At 32.7% G+C, this 16,832-nt stretch carries 15 protein-coding genes; 6 read left to right on the top strand and 9 right to left on the bottom strand.

Features of this window, described 5'->3' with window-relative positions:
• Positions 1 to 30 precede the first annotated feature (30 nt).
• Positions 31 to 4,176, top strand: coding sequence for a DNA-directed RNA polymerase subunit beta' (rpoC, locus tag ACFE3K_RS06675; RefSeq protein WP_375358732.1), 4,146 nt, complete (start codon positions 31 to 33; stop codon positions 4,174 to 4,176).
• A gap of 444 nt (positions 4,177 to 4,620) precedes the next feature.
• Here rpoC and ACFE3K_RS06670 read toward each other — a convergent pair whose 3' ends face one another.
• The 3 genes from ACFE3K_RS06670 to ubiE form a co-directional block, all read right to left on the bottom strand.
• Positions 4,621 to 5,331, bottom strand: coding sequence for an IS6 family transposase (locus tag ACFE3K_RS06670; RefSeq protein ID WP_375358526.1), 711 nt, complete (start codon positions 5,329 to 5,331; stop codon positions 4,621 to 4,623).
• 67 nt (positions 5,332 to 5,398) lie between these two features.
• On the bottom strand, positions 5,399 to 6,049 hold the full coding sequence (locus tag ACFE3K_RS06665) for a hypothetical protein (RefSeq protein WP_375358731.1): 651 nt from the start codon (positions 6,047 to 6,049) through the stop codon (positions 5,399 to 5,401).
• A gap of 361 nt (positions 6,050 to 6,410) precedes the next feature.
• Positions 6,411 to 7,175, bottom strand: coding sequence for a bifunctional demethylmenaquinone methyltransferase/2-methoxy-6-polyprenyl-1,4-benzoquinol methylase UbiE (gene ubiE / locus ACFE3K_RS06660; RefSeq protein WP_375358730.1), 765 nt, complete (start codon positions 7,173 to 7,175; stop codon positions 6,411 to 6,413).
• Positions 7,176 to 7,252: 77 nt separating this feature from the next.
• Here ubiE and mutM point away from each other — a divergent pair, with 77 nt between their 5' ends.
• A complete protein-coding gene (gene mutM / locus ACFE3K_RS06655) occupies positions 7,253 to 8,071 on the top strand; it encodes a bifunctional DNA-formamidopyrimidine glycosylase/DNA-(apurinic or apyrimidinic site) lyase (RefSeq protein ID WP_375358729.1) in 819 nt (272 codons plus the stop codon).
• A 106-nt stretch (positions 8,072 to 8,177) separates the two neighbouring features.
• Here mutM and ACFE3K_RS06650 read toward each other — a convergent pair whose 3' ends face one another.
• The 6 genes from ACFE3K_RS06650 to hemE form a co-directional block, all read right to left on the bottom strand.
• Positions 8,178 to 8,963 (bottom strand): metal ABC transporter permease, encoded by a 786-nt coding sequence (locus ACFE3K_RS06650; RefSeq protein WP_375358728.1) that lies wholly within the window; start codon positions 8,961 to 8,963, stop codon positions 8,178 to 8,180.
• 95 nt (positions 8,964 to 9,058) lie between these two features.
• Positions 9,059 to 9,769 (bottom strand): IS6 family transposase, encoded by a 711-nt coding sequence (locus ACFE3K_RS06645; RefSeq protein ID WP_375358336.1) that lies wholly within the window; start codon positions 9,767 to 9,769, stop codon positions 9,059 to 9,061.
• A gap of 246 nt (positions 9,770 to 10,015) precedes the next feature.
• On the bottom strand, positions 10,016 to 10,756 hold the full coding sequence (locus ACFE3K_RS06640; RefSeq protein WP_375358727.1) for an MFS transporter: 741 nt from the start codon (positions 10,754 to 10,756) through the stop codon (positions 10,016 to 10,018).
• 146 nt (positions 10,757 to 10,902) lie between these two features.
• Entirely contained in the window at positions 10,903 to 11,340 is a 438-nt protein-coding gene (hemJ, locus tag ACFE3K_RS06635) for a protoporphyrinogen oxidase HemJ (protein WP_375358726.1), read from the bottom strand.
• Positions 11,341 to 11,357: 17 nt separating this feature from the next.
• Positions 11,358 to 12,446, bottom strand: coding sequence for a ferrochelatase (gene hemH / locus ACFE3K_RS06630; RefSeq protein ID WP_375358725.1), 1,089 nt, complete (start codon positions 12,444 to 12,446; stop codon positions 11,358 to 11,360).
• Positions 12,424 to 13,443: a uroporphyrinogen decarboxylase gene (hemE, locus tag ACFE3K_RS06625; protein ID WP_375358724.1), complete on the bottom strand. Its 1,020-nt coding sequence runs from the start codon at positions 13,441 to 13,443 to the stop codon at positions 12,424 to 12,426. Before hemE ends, hemH begins: the two co-directional genes overlap by 23 nt.
• Before the next feature lie 392 nt (positions 13,444 to 13,835).
• On the opposite strand from hemE, the gene ACFE3K_RS06620 reads away from it, so the two are divergent.
• The 4 genes from ACFE3K_RS06620 (at position 13,836) to ACFE3K_RS06605 (ending at position 16,815) form a co-directional block, all read left to right on the top strand.
• Positions 13,836 to 14,681 (top strand): pyruvate, water dikinase regulatory protein, encoded by an 846-nt coding sequence (locus tag ACFE3K_RS06620; protein ID WP_375358723.1) that lies wholly within the window; start codon positions 13,836 to 13,838, stop codon positions 14,679 to 14,681.
• 280 nt (positions 14,682 to 14,961) lie between these two features.
• The gene (gene trxA, locus ACFE3K_RS06615) at positions 14,962 to 15,285 is read left to right on the top strand and encodes a thioredoxin (RefSeq protein WP_341751477.1); all 324 of its coding nucleotides are present in this window, start codon (positions 14,962 to 14,964) and stop codon (positions 15,283 to 15,285) included.
• Positions 15,286 to 15,301: 16 nt separating this feature from the next.
• A complete protein-coding gene (locus ACFE3K_RS06610; protein ID WP_375358722.1) occupies positions 15,302 to 16,039 on the top strand; it encodes an ABC transporter ATP-binding protein in 738 nt (245 codons plus the stop codon).
• Positions 16,039 to 16,815: an ABC transporter permease gene (locus ACFE3K_RS06605; RefSeq protein WP_375358721.1), complete on the top strand. Its 777-nt coding sequence runs from the start codon at positions 16,039 to 16,041 to the stop codon at positions 16,813 to 16,815. Before ACFE3K_RS06610 ends, ACFE3K_RS06605 begins: the two co-directional genes overlap by 1 nt.
• Positions 16,816 to 16,832 lie beyond the last annotated feature (17 nt).

Here is a 16,832-nt window from a genome sequence, read left to right as displayed (position 1 = left end):
ATCTGAAAAATTTTTTAAGGAAGAATCTTTATGACAACAGGGATGACAAATTTTTACGGACAATTAAGCAGTACTCAGCAATTTGATCAAATAAGAATTAATATTGCTAGTCCTGATCAAGTGCGTTCATGGTCTTTTGGTGAGGTAATGAAACCTGAGACAATAAATTACCGTACTTTCAAGCCAGAGAAAGAAGGATTATTTTGTGCTAGAATTTTTGGCCCCGTGAAGGACTATGAGTGTCTTTGTGGTAAATATAAACGTATGAAATATCGTGGTATCACTTGTGAGAAGTGTGGTGTTGAAGTTACTACATCTAGAGTCCGAAGAGAAAGAATGGGGCATATTGAGCTAGCAGCACCAGTTGCCCATATATGGTTCTTGAAATCTTTACCATCAAGGATTAGTACATTGCTAAATATGACTATGAAGGATCTAGAAAAAGTTCTATATTTTGAAAGTTATGTTGTTGTGGATCCTGGGTTATCTGCTCTGCAAAAGGGTGACCTTTTATCAGAAGACAGTTTACAAAAGGCACAAGATGAGTACGGAGAAGATAGTTTTACTGCTTCTATTGGGGCTGAAGTGATTCAGCAGATGCTTACAGAACTTGATTTACCTGAATTAAAGAAGAGTTTGCAAGAAGATTTATTAAATACATCTTCAGAAGTTAAAAAGAAGAAGATTGTTAAAAGACTTAAGTTAGTTGAAGATTTTCTTGAATCTGAGAATAAGCCAGAATGGATGATTATGACTGTTCTGCCAGTTATCCCACCTGAAATTAGACCATTAGTTATGCTTGATGGAGGAAGGTTTGCAACTTCTGATCTTAACGAACTTTATAGAAGGGTTATTAATCGAAATAATAGATTAAAGAGACTACTTGAACTCAAAGCACCGGATATTATCATCAGAAATGAAAAAAGGATGTTACAAGAATCGGTCGATGCATTATTTGATAATGGTCGTCGTGGTAAAGTAGTGAAAAATACTAATAAACGTCCATTTAAGTCACTTAGTGATATGTTAAAAGGTAAACAAGGTCGTTTTCGTCAGAATTTGCTTGGTAAACGAGTGGATTATTCTGGTCGTTCTGTTATCGTTGTGGGACCAGAGCTTAAGTTACACCAATGTGGTTTACCAAAGACGATGGCGTTGGAATTATTCAAGCCATTTATTTATTCAAAGCTTGAATTATATGGAATTGCTACCACTATAAAAGCCGCTAAGAAAATGGTTGAAGCTGAGAAATCAGAAGTATGGGATGTTTTAGAAGAAGTTATACGTGAACATCCAGTGTTGTTGAATAGAGCACCAACTTTGCATCGTTTAGGTATCGAAGCTTTTGAACCTTTACTGATAGAAGGGAAAGCTATCCAGCTACATCCTTTAGTCTGTGCTGCGTTCAATGCTGATTTTGATGGTGATCAGATGGCAGTGCATATCCCTCTTTCAATTGAAGCTCAGCTTGAGGCAAGAGTACTTATGATGTCAACAAACAACATATTGAGTCCGGCAAATGGTCGTCCGATTATCGTCCCTGATAAGGACATAGTACTAGGTCTTTATTATTTAACAATGGTTTTTGATAATGAACCTGGTGAAGGGATGAGTTTTGCTAGTATGTCGGAGATTGAACATGCTTTGTATAATAAGGTAATAACTATTCACTCAAAGATAAAATTTCGTTGCGATATGCTTAATATTGAAGGGGAGGTTGTATCAACTATAGTGGATACTAGCTTTGGTAGGTTAATTATAGGAGAATTATTACCACGTAATCATAATGTTGGATTTAAGTTTGTAAATAAATCCATGACTAAAAAGGATATATCTGCGGTTATTGATTTGGTATATCGCCACTGTGGACAAAAGGCTACAGTGATCTTTGCTGATCAACTAATGAAACTTGGATTTAAATATGCTTGTTCCTCAGGCATTTCTTTTGGTATGGACGACATGGTTGTACCAAAATCAAAAGATAGCCATATTAATTCAACATTGACTGAGGTAAAAGAATTTGAACAACAATATTCTGATGGTCTAATTACTTACGGTGAAAAATACAATAAAGTGATTGATGCTTGGTCTAAATGTACGGATAAAGTAGCAAATGACATGATGAAAGAAATTGCTATGACACCTGTTAATAATAAGCCTAATCATCAGAAAGTAAATTCGATATATATGATGGCTACTTCGGGAGCAAGGGGATCAGCAGCACAGATTAAGCAATTAGCTGGTATGCGTGGTTTAATGGCTAAACCATCAGGTGAGATTATTGAAACCCCGATTATTTCTAATTTCCGAGAAGGTCTTACTGTCCTTGAATATTTTAATTCTACACATGGTGCACGTAAAGGTCTTGCAGATACAGCGTTGAAAACAGCTAATTCTGGGTATTTAACCCGTAGATTAGTTGATGTTGCTCAAGATTGTATAATTACTGATGAAGATTGTCAAACTACAAAAGGCATAGAAGTCAGAAGTATTATCGATGGTGGTGAAGTTATTGTATCGCTCGCAGAGCAAATTTTAGGCAGAACAGTTGCGATTAACGTATATCACCCAGTTACTAATGCATTATTACTATCAGCCGGTGAATTAATTAATGAAGCAAAATTAGAAGAAATCGAATCTTCTGGTTTGGATGTGGTAATGGTAAGATCTGTTCTAACATGTGAGGTTATTGATGGAATATGTGTAAGATGTTATGGTAGAGATCTAGCCACTGGTTCTTTAGTATCAGTTGGAGAAGCAATAGGAGTGATTGCTGCCCAGTCAATTGGTGAGCCAGGTACTCAGCTGACCATGAGAACTTTCCATATTGGAGGAGCTGCAACGAAAGGTGTTGAAATATCTTCAATAGAAGCCTCTCATGATGCAAAAGTGAAGATTTTAGGTCGTAATGTGGTTGTTGATTCTGAGGGACGTAAGATCGTAATGGGTCGTTCATGTGAGTTATTATTATTGGATGCTAATAATAATGAGAAAGCAAGGCATAAAGTAGCGTATGGTTCAAGATTAATAGCCGATGATTCAGATAAGGTAAAAAAAGGACAAAAATTAGTAGAGAGGGATCCGTACACTATTCCGATTATTACCGAGAAATCTGGAAAGGTTGTATTCAAGGATATGGTAGAAGGAGTGTCAATTCGTGATATCACTGATGAAGCAACTGGTATTTCTAGCAAAGTTATAATTGAATCAAAACAATATTCACGCGGAGCAGAGTTACGTCCTCGTATTCAATTAGTTGATGAGAATGGAGAAACTATTATGCTATCCAATGGTTTGGAGGCTAGATATTACATGCCAGTGAATGCTATTTTAAATGTTGAAGATGGTGCTAAGGTGTCAGTAGGTGATATTTTATCACGTATTCCAAGGGAGTCAACCAAAACAAAAGATATTACTGGTGGTCTTCCACGAGTAGCTGAACTTGTTGAGGCTAGACGTCCAAAAGATCATGCTGTTATTGCAGAAGTAGATGGTAGAGTTGAATTTGGCAAAGACTATAAGTCAAAAAGGCGTATTGTTATTCAGCCAAGTGATAACACTACAGCAATTGAGTATATGGTACCAAAGGGCAAACATATTGTTGTTAATGAAGGTGATTTTGTAAAAAAAGGCGATATGTTAATTGATGGCAATCCAGTTCTACAGGATATTTTAAAGGTAATGGGAGTGGAAGCTCTTACAAGCTACATGGTGGGAGAAATCCAAGCGGTTTACCGTTTACAGGGCGTAAAAATTGACGATAAGCACATTGAGGTAATAATTCGTCAAATGTTACAAAAAGTAGAAGTAACCCATTCTGGGGATACGACATTAATGGTTGATGAGAAGATAGATTATCGTGAATTTGCCGAAATTAATAAAAAAGCTATAGATAATGGTTTAAGACCGGCTGAAGCCCAACCAATCCTACAAGGTATTACTAAGGCATCGCTGCAAACTAGATCATTTATTTCTGCTGCTTCTTTCCAAGAAACAACAAGAGTTCTAACGGAGTCTGCTATAGCTGGGAAAATTGATAAATTGCGTGGGTTGAAAGAAAATGTCATAGTTGGTAGATTAGTGCCAGCAGGAACAGGCTTTTACATGAATAGGATGCGTAAACTTGCAGCTAAATTGGACCAGGAAGAGGTCGATTATCAGAAAACTTTAGGATAGATTCTCTTTAATAGGGAGTGTACTCTTCTGCTGGGAAGAATTGTTTTTTGAAAATATCAAGGATTCGCGTGTTCATGTACCTTATGTATACTGCTATGATTTCAAGGGTTGGGTAGACGAAGGTCAACTTCAAGAAGAGCTAGGAGTGTCAGGAGTCGAGCAGCGGAGCGTACATTAGTACGTGAGCAGCACATATCTTTGATAACGACGACGCTAATTCTTGAAGTTCACCGAGTATACGCCTAGCATGCCCACTTCTCATTTTCAAATCCAATTTTCCAAATCATTTGAGGATGTTGCTATGATTTACGCGAATTTGGGATAAGAATTGACAAATTCTTATCCCAAATTCGGTGAAATTATAGATTGCCTACGGTCTCCTCGCTAATAGAGGCACCGTCAAGTTAAGTAAAATAGTATCAAAAAGAGCTATATTTTTAGATTTCAGGCAGCAAGAAGTCTTTGAGTGGCTTCGTCCAAAATGGATTTAGCTGATGCAAATGCAATTCTTTGCTCAATTGCTGTTTTACTATATCTTCCAACATTTACGGCAAATATATTTCTGACTTTTCCCATCAGTGATAATTTACAGTGGGCTGAATTAGGATGCTTAAATTTAATTAATATCTTCTCGTTGCGCCTAGTTGGTTGATGAGCATTCTCAACACGATTATTTAGTCTTTTATGAGTGCGATGCTCAGTTTTAGGGCACATAAGCTTAATCGGCTTAATGTAACTTCTGAGCTTATCAGTAACAATTACTCTTGGAGCTGGATAATGACCCAATAATTTTGATAAAAAACGAATAGCTGATTTTTTGTTACGACGCTTCTGCAGTAATACTTCTAATTCATGCCCCTCAGAGTCAACAGCTCTCCATAATATAAATACCTCGACTTGAATCTTAATATTCATCTCATCTAAATGCCATTTATCAGTTGGTTTCCTCTCTCGCTTTCTGATAACATCTTGAAAATAAACCGCAAATTTATTGCACCAAAATCTTACTGTCTCATGACTTAAAATAATACCTCGATAGGCCATTTGTTCTTGTACATCTCTGTAACTATTATTGAATCGATGATATAACCATACTGCATGGCTAATAATGCTTACTGGAAAACGATGTCTCTTTGGGGATTGAATAATACACATAGCACTGAAATTTAGGTAACAATTGTCACTGATAATCTATAAATTATTCCCTACATTTGCTCAATACTTAATTTACATTTCTCTTAACTTGACGGTGCCTTTCCGGGTGATTCTCTGATAAATGCTTAACTTGTTCCTCATATTCCTCAATTTTCTTTATTTCATTAGAGTGATGTTCTCGTTCTATTTTAGCAAGCTTTTTAGTTAGCCACATGTGTTTACTACGAGCGTTTTCTTCTTTTATTTGTTCAGGTATTTTACTAAATTTCTGCTTTTCTTCCTCAGTAAGTTTCCGACCTGCTTTTGTAGCTTCAAAGATTTCGTGTAAACTTTCATTATCTTTCCTTTGTCTATTAAGAGAATCATCATAAAAAGAATCAAAAGCTTTATAAATGCCTTGAACTTTATGCTCTCTATCAATTTTTTCTTGTTCTTTTGCTAATCTTATGCCCTCATTGAAATCCACAACTTGGATTTGCTCAGTTGTTTCATAATCAAGAGTTTTACTTACTGCAGTTGCTATTAATTCCAGTATTCCAATATCTATCCCTAGCTGACTAGCCATTAAAGCTAAACTACCAGCATCAGCTATAATCAAAGCTAATTGCGTCCTTGAAGTAGCATTACGTACCCTCCCCTCAAGTTTTTCATACTCTTTTTTAATGAAATTCCTCTTAGAAGCATCATTATCTAAATCATTGGTCATTTTATATTTCATTTATATTTCGCCATATTAGGGTTTGGTTAACTATTTTATTATATAAAACTAATACTAAATTATTAGTCAAGCATTCTTAAATTGTAATTATTATTAATTTCTAATATTTTTTTATCTATAAAAACAATATCCAATAATTCACTAGCATGGGATATACTGCTCGTAAATGAAGAGTTGGTAGACGAAGGTCAACTTCAAGAAGAGCTAGGAGTGTCAAAGTCGAGCAGCGGAGCGTACATTATAGTACGTGAGCAGCGGAGATCTTTAGACACGACAACGCCAATTCTTGAAGTTCACCGAGTATATATGGATGATGGTCAATAACTCTCTGATCTCCGTTGATATTTTAGCAACATCTCCATTATTTATAAGCACTATGAATAGCAGCAACACCTAAAGTAAGATTCTTATAACTAACATCAGTAAAGCCGACATCTTTTAGCATAATTGCAAAACTCTCCTGCTCTGGGAATACATTAATACTTTCCACCAAATATTGATAAGCTGATTCGTTGTTTGCTATAATTTTACCAATCTTAGGAATAATATTAAACGAATAAAACTGGTATAATTGCTTCAAACAATCGTATTCCACTTTAGAAAATTCTAAACATAAAAATTTCCCCCCAGGTTTTAGTACTCGATATGCTTCTTTTAGGGCATTGTCAATTTTTGCCACATTCCTAATACCAAATGCTATAGTATAATAATCGAAACTATTATCAGGAAAAGGTAAGTTTTCTGCATCAGCAACGATATACTCTAATCCCTGTAATATATTACTATCAATAGCTTTGTGACGTGCTACCTCCAGCATATCATGATTTATATCACACATTGTCAACTGCACTAATATATTTTTTGCCGATGCTCGCTTTATTATTCTAAAAGCTATATCACCTGTGCCACTTGCCACATCCAATATATTTGATTTTAAATTGGGAATTTGCCTAACAAATTCATCTTTCCACAAATGATGTACTCCCAAACTCATTAAGTCATTCATTACATCATATTTATTAGCAACACTAGAAAAGATATCTTTAACTAAATCTCTTTTCTGATCAAAGCTCACTTTTGAGAAGCCAAAATTTACTTGCTCAGATTGGTTATCATTATTTTTCATATTACTACTTAGTGCTAAGTTGTTTATATGTTATATTATGATATATAATGAATTATTAATAGTGTTAAAATGTAAAAATGCCAGAACTTCCTGAGGTTGAAACATTAAAACGTTGTCTAGAACAGCGAATAGTAGGGGCTACCATCAATAAACTCGATAAGAGACGAGATGATATACGCTATAAACTAAGTGATCAGTTAGAGTCAAATGTAGAGTCAGCAAGAATTGTAGCTTTAAGACGTAGGGCAAAATATTTGCTAATAGATTTGGATAATTATTATTCCATTATTGTACATCTTGGCATGACTGGTAGGCTGACCCTACAACCTAGTGATTATAGGCTACAAAGGCATGATCACGTAGTTATATCTTTGACAACTTGCGAGAAATTAGTTTTTAATGATCCACGACGTTTTGGGATGATTTATAGTATGCTAACAAACCTTGCCCTAGAAAAATTTTTACTAAATTTAGGTGTAGAACCTTTGTCAAATGATATGTCTGATGAGTATCTAAAAACAAAATTATTGAATCGCTCTGTTCCGATAAAAAATTTATTAATGGATAATCGGATTATTGTCGGTGTTGGTAATATATATGCTTCTGAAAGCCTTTTTATTGCTAAAATACACCCAAGCAGATTGGGTAGTAGTTTATCAAACAAGGAAATAAGTAATTTGGTATTAGCCATTAAAAATGTTTTAACAAAGGCAATATCAGCAGGAGGTACTACTCTCAAAGATTTTGTTAGCGGTGATAGTAAACCTGGTTACTTCCAACAAGAAGTACAGGTTTATGCACGAGAAAATCAAAAATGTCTAAACTGCGAGGGAATAATAAGGAAAATAAAACAATCCGGCAGAACTAGTTTCTATTGTTCTATTTGCCAAGAATGAGAGGTATAGTCAATTCAGGAGAATTGGATAGCAGGAACGATGGAACGAAGCCTCTAGATAATAGGCGAGCGATCGAAGACGACGTCACCAAACTCTTATCAATTGACTATAATCTAAAAAATCCTGTTTTATTTGCCCGTGAAATTATATAGAATAAACTATAAACTATGGTGTTTATTACCGTAATTATTGGGGTAATTGGTATGTCAAGATATAATGACACTACTAAGCCAAGTAAGTCTACAATTAAAGCTACGATAACTGAATTGATAATCATTTGTACTGGATTACTAGAAATCATCCTAGCAGTCATGGCTGGAATGAGCAAAATACTAGTAACGAGTAATGCCCCAACAATCTTAATAGTCAAGAATACTGATAAAGATAACAGTAACAAAAATGCCAATTCAATCGTTCTTACTTTCACCCCCTTAATTTGTGCAATATCTCTATTAATGACAATTAGAATAATCTGGCTATAGAAATACCAAACGAAAGACATAACGAATATAAGTATAATTGATAAGGTTAATATATCATTTAAATAGGCAGATAAAATATCGCCAAATAATAGGTTAGTGATCTTAATCTGTAGTGGGTACATATAACCTACTACTAAGGCTAAAGATAACATAAAACTTGATATTAACATTACCACGCTACTACCACCTGACCTATGTTTTAACGTAAACACCAAGATAGCAAATATAACGGCAACAACTAGTCCTGAATAAACAACAGGCAAATGGACAAGGATACTAATACTTCCAGCAAGTAAACTTGCGTGCGAAAGACCATCACCAAAATAAATATATTTTTTCCATAAGCTTATACAACCAAGAGGAGCAAAAATTAGACTGATTAGAATTATAGTTAATATTATTATAGTCATTTTATACCAATTGCAATAATGAACACGGTGTATTTATCCAATCGGCACCGTCAAGTTAAGTAAAATAGTATCAAAAAGAGCTATATTTTTAGATTTCAGGCAGCAAGAAGTCTTTGAGTGGCTTCGTCCCAAATGGATTTAGCTGATGCAAATGCAATTCTTTGCTCAATTGCTGTTTTACTATATCTTCCAACATTTACGGCAAATATATTTCTGACTTTTCCCATCAGTGATAATTTACAGTGGGCTGAATTAGGATGCTTAAATTTAATTAATATCTTCTCGTTGCGCCTAGTTGGTTGATGAGCATTCTCAACACGATTATTTAGTCTTTTATGAGTGCGATGCTCAGTTTTAGGGCACATAAGCTTAATCGGCTTAATGTAACTTCTGAGCTTATCAGTAACAATTACTCTTGGAGCTGGATAATGACCCAATAATTTTGATAAAAAACGAATAGCTGATTTTTTGTTACGACGCTTCTGCAGTAATACTTCTAATTCATGCCCCTCAGAGTCAACAGCTCTCCATAATATCAATACCTCGACTTGAATCTTAATATTCATCTCATCTAAATGCCATTTATCAGTTGGTTTCCTCTCTCGCTTTCTGATAACATCTTGAAAATAAACCGCAAATTTATTGCACCAAAATCTTACTGTCTCATGACTTAAAATAATACCTCGATAGGCCATCTGTTCTTGTACATCTCTGTAACTATTATTGAATCGATGATATAACCATACTGCATGGCTAATAATGATTACTGGAAAACGATGTCTCTTTGGGGATTGAATAATACACATAGCACTGAAATTTAGGTAACAATTGTCACTGATAATCTATAAATTATTCCCTACATTTGCTCAATACTTAATTTACATTTCTCTTAACTTGACGGTGCCGCAAGCATGTGCTCTCACAATATTGTAAATAATTTGTTCGGCTGTATAGTGAAATGAATATTTCAAAATATTAGCACAATGTATATAAGTAAAATAAAAAATTACTGGTCATATACAATCTACTAACAGTAAACTTATCGTTGTTTTTCAATTAGTTTTTTCTTGAATATTGAGAGTATCTTGCATTACATGTTCAACGTCAATGTTAGATCCTATACTTTTTAACTGTTGAAAAGTTTTGTTTAATCGACGTTTAGCGTCGGCAAATTCAGGTGTTTCTCGCAACGTTGTCGTAGCAATCATACCAACTAATGCCACACCTGCACCAAACCAAAAAGCCAGTCGCCAATTAAGAGCATAAGAAATAACAAGAGAGGCTACACCTAGAGCAGCAAACCCTCCAAAGGCAGCACAAAAAACTATCATAGCTACAGAAACATATCGTCCTGGTGGTTGTAGATATTCTATTAGATATAATTGAGCTCCTGTGATTTCCCCCATAGAAGTCATACCTTGTACAATACGACATATTGTTACCAGCCAAGCTGCAGTAATCCCTATTTGAGCAAAAGTTGGCAAATTAGCCATGACAAAACAAGATATTGCCATTAAAAAAGTTGTAATGACTACAGATGCTTTTCTTCCTACATTATCACCTATCCAACCAAATATTAATGCACCAAATGGTCTAAGCAAGTAAGTAGAACAAAAAGCAGCGGCTGAAAGAAGAGTAGCCGTATGCGGGTCAGTTTTTGGAAAAAACAACTCATTAAGCAATACCGCCATATGCACATAAAGCATTAAGTCAAAATATTCAAGAAATGTCCCTATTGAGAGTAATCCAACAACCTCTTCTTGTTCTCTAGTCAAACTAGTCTGTTTTTGCATAACCTTATTATCTGCTTGGATAATTTTGTTCATATAATTGTTTAAGCCTCACTGCTATGTTAGCTATAATAATTACTTGCTTCAATAATTATTATATGCATCACAATTAGAAATCAGTATTATGAATAATAAAGCAGAAAAATATATTAATCAAATGGTTTAACAATAACCATGACAACAGCCACTATCATCAACAGTGCTGGTACTTCATTAATGATACGATAAAATCTTTCAGAATGATTATTTTTGCCTTCAACAAAATTCTTCCTCCATCTAGCTAATAAACCATGAAAAATAGTGATACCTAGAACTGCTGTCATTTTTACGTAAAACCATGTTCCCAAAGCTACTAATCCGTATATATAACTGTTAATTATACCTAAGGTATAAGTGCTGATCATAGCCGGATTCATAATGATTCTGAGTAACCTACTTTCCATTAACTGAAACATCTTGTCAGTTTCACTACCTACTACAACTTTAGTGTGGTAGACATATAATTTTGGTAGGTATAGTAAACCTATCATCCAAGAAATTGCTGATACAAGATGGAATGCTTTAAACCATAAATAATAACTAGCCATTAATTTTATCCTATTACTTAGTTTTTTAAATTACAAGGACACATAGTAAAATTATAAGGACATATTCTTTTATTAATTGAACTACATATCAAATTTTTTGTATCGAAACTATAATTAACTAAATTTGATACCATTTTAGTTATACTATTGATGAACAATTTATTTGTTCCAAGAGCAGGAGTCCTAATATATTCTATCTTGTACTTACCAGCAATCTTTCTATATTCAATGTCTAATTCTACCAGTGTTTCAACATGTTCTGATACAAATGCTATTGGGACTATTATAAGAGATTTATCTTCTTTTCCTGCTATCTCAATTTCATCCTCCGTATTAGGTTTAAGCCATTCCACTGGACCAACACGACTTTGATAAGTTATTTTATAATCTAAATTATCTATGCTAAGCTTAGATACCAAATTTTCTACGGTCTTTTCAATCTGCCACTGATATGGATCTCCTGCTTTTATTATTTTTATAGGCAGACCATGAGCTGAAAATAATATACGAAATTTTTTTTTGTTTTTCAATTTTTTAAATGATTGCTTTATTAATGATAAATGAGCTTCAATAAATTCGTCATCGATAGGGTAGCAACAAATAGTTTTAATATATCGGGAATATTCTCTTTTATTTTTATAAAGAGAAGACATAAAATCTTTAATCGAAGATCCAGTAGTGGTGCTAGAAAAATGTGGGTATAATGGTAACAATATTATTTCTGAAGGGTTATACTCATTTATTTTTCTTACTGCTTCTTCGGAATCAGGATAAGAATAACGCATTGCTATAAAAATCTTAAAATCCTCATTTAGAGTTTGTTTTAACTTCTCTGTAATAGCATCTTTTTGAGATTCTGTTTCTTGTAAAATAGGCGAATTATTACCTACTAGAGAATATATTTTCTGAGATTTTTTATTTCTAGTAATTGATATTATCTTAGCAAGAATAAACCTTAGGGGATTTGGCAAGTTAATAATTGCCTTATCATAAAATAAGTTAAATAGAAATCGTTTGACTGAGTTTAAGCTATTTGGTCCACCAAGGTTAAAAAGTACGATGGCTATTTTTTTTTGAGATATTTTAGTATTTAAATTCTCTAACATAACTAACTAAAAACTCAACATTTTCAACTGGTGTATTTGGCAAAACACCATGTCCAAGATTAAATATGAAATTTCTTTCTTTAAAATTTGCAATTATTTTACTTACCTTTTCTGCGATAATTTCTTTATTAGTAAGCAATATAAATGGGTCTAAATTACCTTGTACAACAATTTTCTCACTCCATAATTTCATGGCACTAGCTGGTACAAACTGATCTGCTCCAATAGCATCCACTCCAGTATTAACAATATATTTTTCATATAAAAGCCCAGAACCTCTTGGAAAACCTATAATTGGTAAATGTGGAAACTGTTGTTTTAAAGCTAATACTATTTTTTTTGTTGGTTGCACTACAAACTGATCATATTCTGCTTCTTCTAATATCCCTGCCCATGAATCGAATAATTGTACTAAGTCTGCCCCAGCTTTTACTTGTTCCTTTAAATGAATAATAGTTTTTTCAGTAATAAAGCCTAGAAGTTCTTGTGCTAAGTTATTATTTTCATAAATAAATTTTTTACTTGTTTCAAAACTTTGTTTGCCTCTTCCTTCAAGCATATAAGTCATTACCGTCCATGGACTACCGGCAAAACCTATCAATGCAGTATCAACTGGTAATTTTGCTTTAGTTTTATTGATTATTTCATAAATTACATTTAGTTTTCCATTTGAATTTCTTTCAAGATATTCAAAATCTTCTTTTGATTGAAATTTACGTAATATTGGTCCTATATTTTCTTCAAATTTTACATCCCAGCCAAGTGCATCAGGTAAAACCAAAATGTCAGAAAAAATTATAGCAGCATCAAATCCATACCTTCTTATTGGTTGCAAAGTCACCTCTACAGCCTTATCAACATTATAACATAAATCTAAGAAACCACTAACAGTTTTTCTTATTTTTTGATATTCAGACAAATATCTACCAGCTTGACGCATTAACCAAATAGGTACAAGATCATTTTTTTTCTTAAAAGTTTGTAAAAGCTGATTCATGAAATAATCCATAATAATATATATTTATATATAATATTTTTTAGTTGATATAGACATTGTTAATATGTAGATTAATTATATATACACATAGTTATACACATTTTTTTATTGCTAAATTACTAAGTGAAGTTTATTGATTATAATTATTACTCACATTATTCATAGGATTATTTTTTTAGTGGATAATTCATAGTGGTTTATGTGTGTAGAATGAGAAAACGTGAAAGATATTAGATATCTAGCATTTTACACACAAACTTATCCACAAAATTATTCTTTAAATTATAGAGGTTATTAACCTCTATATACGGGATATATATGGGTAGTTATTGGTTACTTTTAATATAGAGATTAAAATATGAATAAAAATTATCCACAAAGACTAATAAACTATGAATAAGCTGATTATTCACTTAGTTTCAGACTCTTCAGTGCAAACAGTTAAACATGCAGCTAATACTGCTTTGTCACAATTTAGCAAAATTGAGTCAAAATTGTATCATTGGCCAATGTTAAGAAATGCAGAATCATTAAATGAGGTTTTGAAAAAAATCAAGATGAAACCAAGCATTGTATTATACACTATTTTAGATCACGAACTAAGAAGAAATTTAACTAAATTTTGTTATGATTTAAAAATTCCTTGTATCTCTGTTGTAGGTAGAATTGTAAAAGAAATTTCAGTTTTTTTAGGTGTAGAAACAGAAGAAAGTTTAGTTTATGATTATAAATTTGATGAAGGTTATTTTGATAAGATTCATGCTATTGATTATACTCTTAGACATGATGATGGTCAGATGACTAGTGAATTAGATGAAGCTGATATTATTCTGATTGGTCCTTCTAGGACATCAAAAACTCCAACTTCCGTATATCTAGCATATAATGGATTTAAAACAGCAAATGTACCTTATATTCATGGTTATCCGTTTTTAGACTCGTTACGCAGCATTACAAAACAGCTTGTAATTGGTTTGATTATTAACCCAACTCGGCTAATTGAAATAAGAGAAACTAGAATGCATTTGTTACAGATGAGCGATAATACTAATTATACAGATTTTAAAACAGTCCAAGAAGAATGTATGCAAGTAAAACAAATTTGCGAGCAACAAGGGTGGCCAATAATTGATGTTTCAAGAAGATCTGTAGAAGAAACTGCAGCTGTAGCTATGAAACTTTATTATGATCGTAAGAAATATGTTCTTAACAATTTAAATACTAACATTTTTAAGTAAACTTAAAGCAGTCATTTACAATAAGAATTTTACTTAGTATGGTTATAATTGTTAAAACACAGGACTGTCATCCCCGCGTAGGTAGAGGAATCTAGAAAAATAGCAGGCTGTTGAGTATTATGCATCATAGTTAAAAAAAACAGCTTTCGTTGTTTACCTAGATCGCCAAGGCATCTAAAGACCCTTGCTATGACGATTATAGAAAAATGTAGGGTACTATGATTATACTTACGCGGGGATGTTTTTATTCGATATTTAATAATTCAAAAAATAAGAGATTATGGCAAGTAATATAACAGATGATTCTTTTAATAAGGAAGTTTTAGAGTCCACCACACCTGTATTAGTTGATTTTTGGGCTGAATGGTGCGGACCATGTAAAATGTTAACACCTATTATTGAAGAATTAAGTAAGGAATTAGTGGGCAAAATAAAAATCGTTAAAATGGACATAGATCAAAATCCCAATATACCTTCAAGTTTAGGTATTCGTAGTATACCTACAATGATTTTGTTTAAAGATGGGAAACAATTAGCTACTAAGACTGGAGTATTCCCCAAAAATGTTATTGAAGAATGGATTAACTCTTCAGTAAAAATATAACTCATGTTTTTAACATATGACGTCTAAACTAGTATCTATAGAGATATCTGATGGTTGTGTAGAAGGAATCAATAACCAACAAAGGGTAGAAAGTTTAAGACACTTTTTTATTAAAGGAGGTAAACTTTTTCCTTCGTCAATTCCTATCTTAAATAATATAAATCTTTCCTGTCAAAGAGGCGAAAAAATTGCCTTTATTGGTAGCAATGGTTCAGGTAAGAGTTCTTTGCTTAAAGTAATTGCTGGAATTTATCCATTAAAGTTTGGAAAAATTAAAGTTCATGGTAACTTTGCCGCCATTATTGAGATGGGAGTAGGTTTTGAATTAGAGCAAACTGGCAGAGAAAATATCAAAATGCTTATGATTTATAATAATATGTTAGGTAAGTACAATAAAGAACTGGAACAAGAAATTATAGATTTTTCTGAGCTAGGGAATAAAATAGATTTACCGGTAAAAAATTATAGCTCTGGTATGTTATCAAGATTGGCTTTTTCTGTATCGGCTTTTCAAGATTCAGATATTCTTTTACTAGATGAAGTTTTTGCTGCTGGTGATAGTCATTTTATTGAGAAGTCGACCAATTTTATGAAAAACAAGTTACAAAATATACCTATTTTAATATTAGTAAGTCATCAAGAAAATATTATTAAGGAGAATTGTAATAGATGTGTATTATTAAAAGAAGGTAGTATTATTGCAGACGGTAATCCAGATGAAATACTAAAAATTTATAATAGTGGGAATTATTAATGATAAAGTATTTTTTTTCCAAGAAATACTGGTTGTCAGTGGTATTATTAACCCAAGCTTCTATATCTCATCAAAATAAAGATTCTTTTTTAGGTTCGTTATGGGGTTTAGTTCAGCCTTTTGTGCATATAATGATCATTTCATATTTTTTTGGATTTTTACTTAAGCTACCAAGAGAAGCAATGATTATGAATCTAGTCGGTGGTTTACCGTTATGGACATTTATTGTTAGCAGCTTAAATATATCATCAAATTCATTAATTAATCGCAGTGGTATTATAAAAAAGGTAGTAATTTCTAGAACTATCTTTCCTATATCGGATAGTTTAACACAAGTTTATACCCTAATTTATTCCTTTGTAGCTATGTATATAGCTTTTATCATTTTATATCCTGAAAGATTTAGTGTATATATACTTTTTGTACCAATACTTGTGTTACCGCTGATTATTTCTGTGATTAGTAGTTCTATCGCATTTGCATTTTTAACTCCTTATATACGTGATGTTCCACAGGTATTAAATTTGATTTTGAATGTTGCATATTGGACTATACCAATAGTGTACCCATATTCTATGGTACCAGAATCAAAGAGAATATTTTTTGAAATTAACCCCATTTTTCTTGTCATAAGACCAGTTCAATTCTTAGTAATAGAAGGAGTGTTGCCAGATGTATTTATGATTATAAAATCCTTTATTGTAGCCATTATTGTTTCATTTTTCAGTTATCTTGGCTACAGATTTTTTTCTAAAAATGTCATATATTATATATAGCTAATCTAAAGAAGGTT

Origin of the sequence: Candidatus Tisiphia endosymbiont of Neophilaenus lineatus (assembly GCF_964264975.1) — a bacterium.
Taxonomy (GTDB): Bacteria; Pseudomonadota; Alphaproteobacteria; order Rickettsiales; family Rickettsiaceae; genus Tisiphia.
This window is presented reverse-complemented; position numbering and strand designations above follow the sequence as displayed.

Excerpts from the sequence above, each read along its gene's own strand:
- hemE (WP_375358724.1), bottom strand. The coding sequence starts at position 13,443 with ATGAATCAGCTTTTACAAACTTTTAAGAAAAAAAATGATCTTGTACCT.
- ACFE3K_RS06640 (WP_375358727.1), bottom strand. The coding sequence starts at position 10,756 with ATGCAAAAACAGACTAGTTTGACTAGAGAACAAGAAGAGGTTGTTGGA.
- ubiE (WP_375358730.1), bottom strand. The coding sequence starts at position 7,175 with ATGAAAAATAATGATAACCAATCTGAGCAAGTAAATTTTGGCTTCTCA.
- ACFE3K_RS06605 (WP_375358721.1), top strand. The coding sequence starts at position 16,039 with ATGATAAAGTATTTTTTTTCCAAGAAATACTGGTTGTCAGTGGTATTA.
- mutM (WP_375358729.1), top strand. The coding sequence starts at position 7,253 with ATGCCAGAACTTCCTGAGGTTGAAACATTAAAACGTTGTCTAGAACAG.
- hemJ (WP_375358726.1), bottom strand. The coding sequence starts at position 11,340 with ATGGCTAGTTATTATTTATGGTTTAAAGCATTCCATCTTGTATCAGCA.
- rpoC (WP_375358732.1), top strand. The coding sequence starts at position 31 with ATGACAACAGGGATGACAAATTTTTACGGACAATTAAGCAGTACTCAG.
- ACFE3K_RS06650 (WP_375358728.1), bottom strand. The coding sequence starts at position 8,963 with ATGACTATAATAATATTAACTATAATTCTAATCAGTCTAATTTTTGCT.
- ACFE3K_RS06610 (WP_375358722.1), top strand. The coding sequence starts at position 15,302 with ATGACGTCTAAACTAGTATCTATAGAGATATCTGATGGTTGTGTAGAA.
- ACFE3K_RS06670 (WP_375358526.1), bottom strand. The coding sequence starts at position 5,331 with ATGTGTATTATTCAATCCCCAAAGAGACATCGTTTTCCAGTAAGCATT.
- ACFE3K_RS06665 (WP_375358731.1), bottom strand. The coding sequence starts at position 6,049 with ATGAAATATAAAATGACCAATGATTTAGATAATGATGCTTCTAAGAGG.
- hemH (WP_375358725.1), bottom strand. The coding sequence starts at position 12,446 with ATGTTAGAGAATTTAAATACTAAAATATCTCAAAAAAAAATAGCCATC.
- ACFE3K_RS06620 (WP_375358723.1), top strand. The coding sequence starts at position 13,836 with ATGAATAAGCTGATTATTCACTTAGTTTCAGACTCTTCAGTGCAAACA.
- trxA (WP_341751477.1), top strand. The coding sequence starts at position 14,962 with ATGGCAAGTAATATAACAGATGATTCTTTTAATAAGGAAGTTTTAGAG.
- ACFE3K_RS06645 (WP_375358336.1), bottom strand. The coding sequence starts at position 9,769 with ATGTGTATTATTCAATCCCCAAAGAGACATCGTTTTCCAGTAATCATT.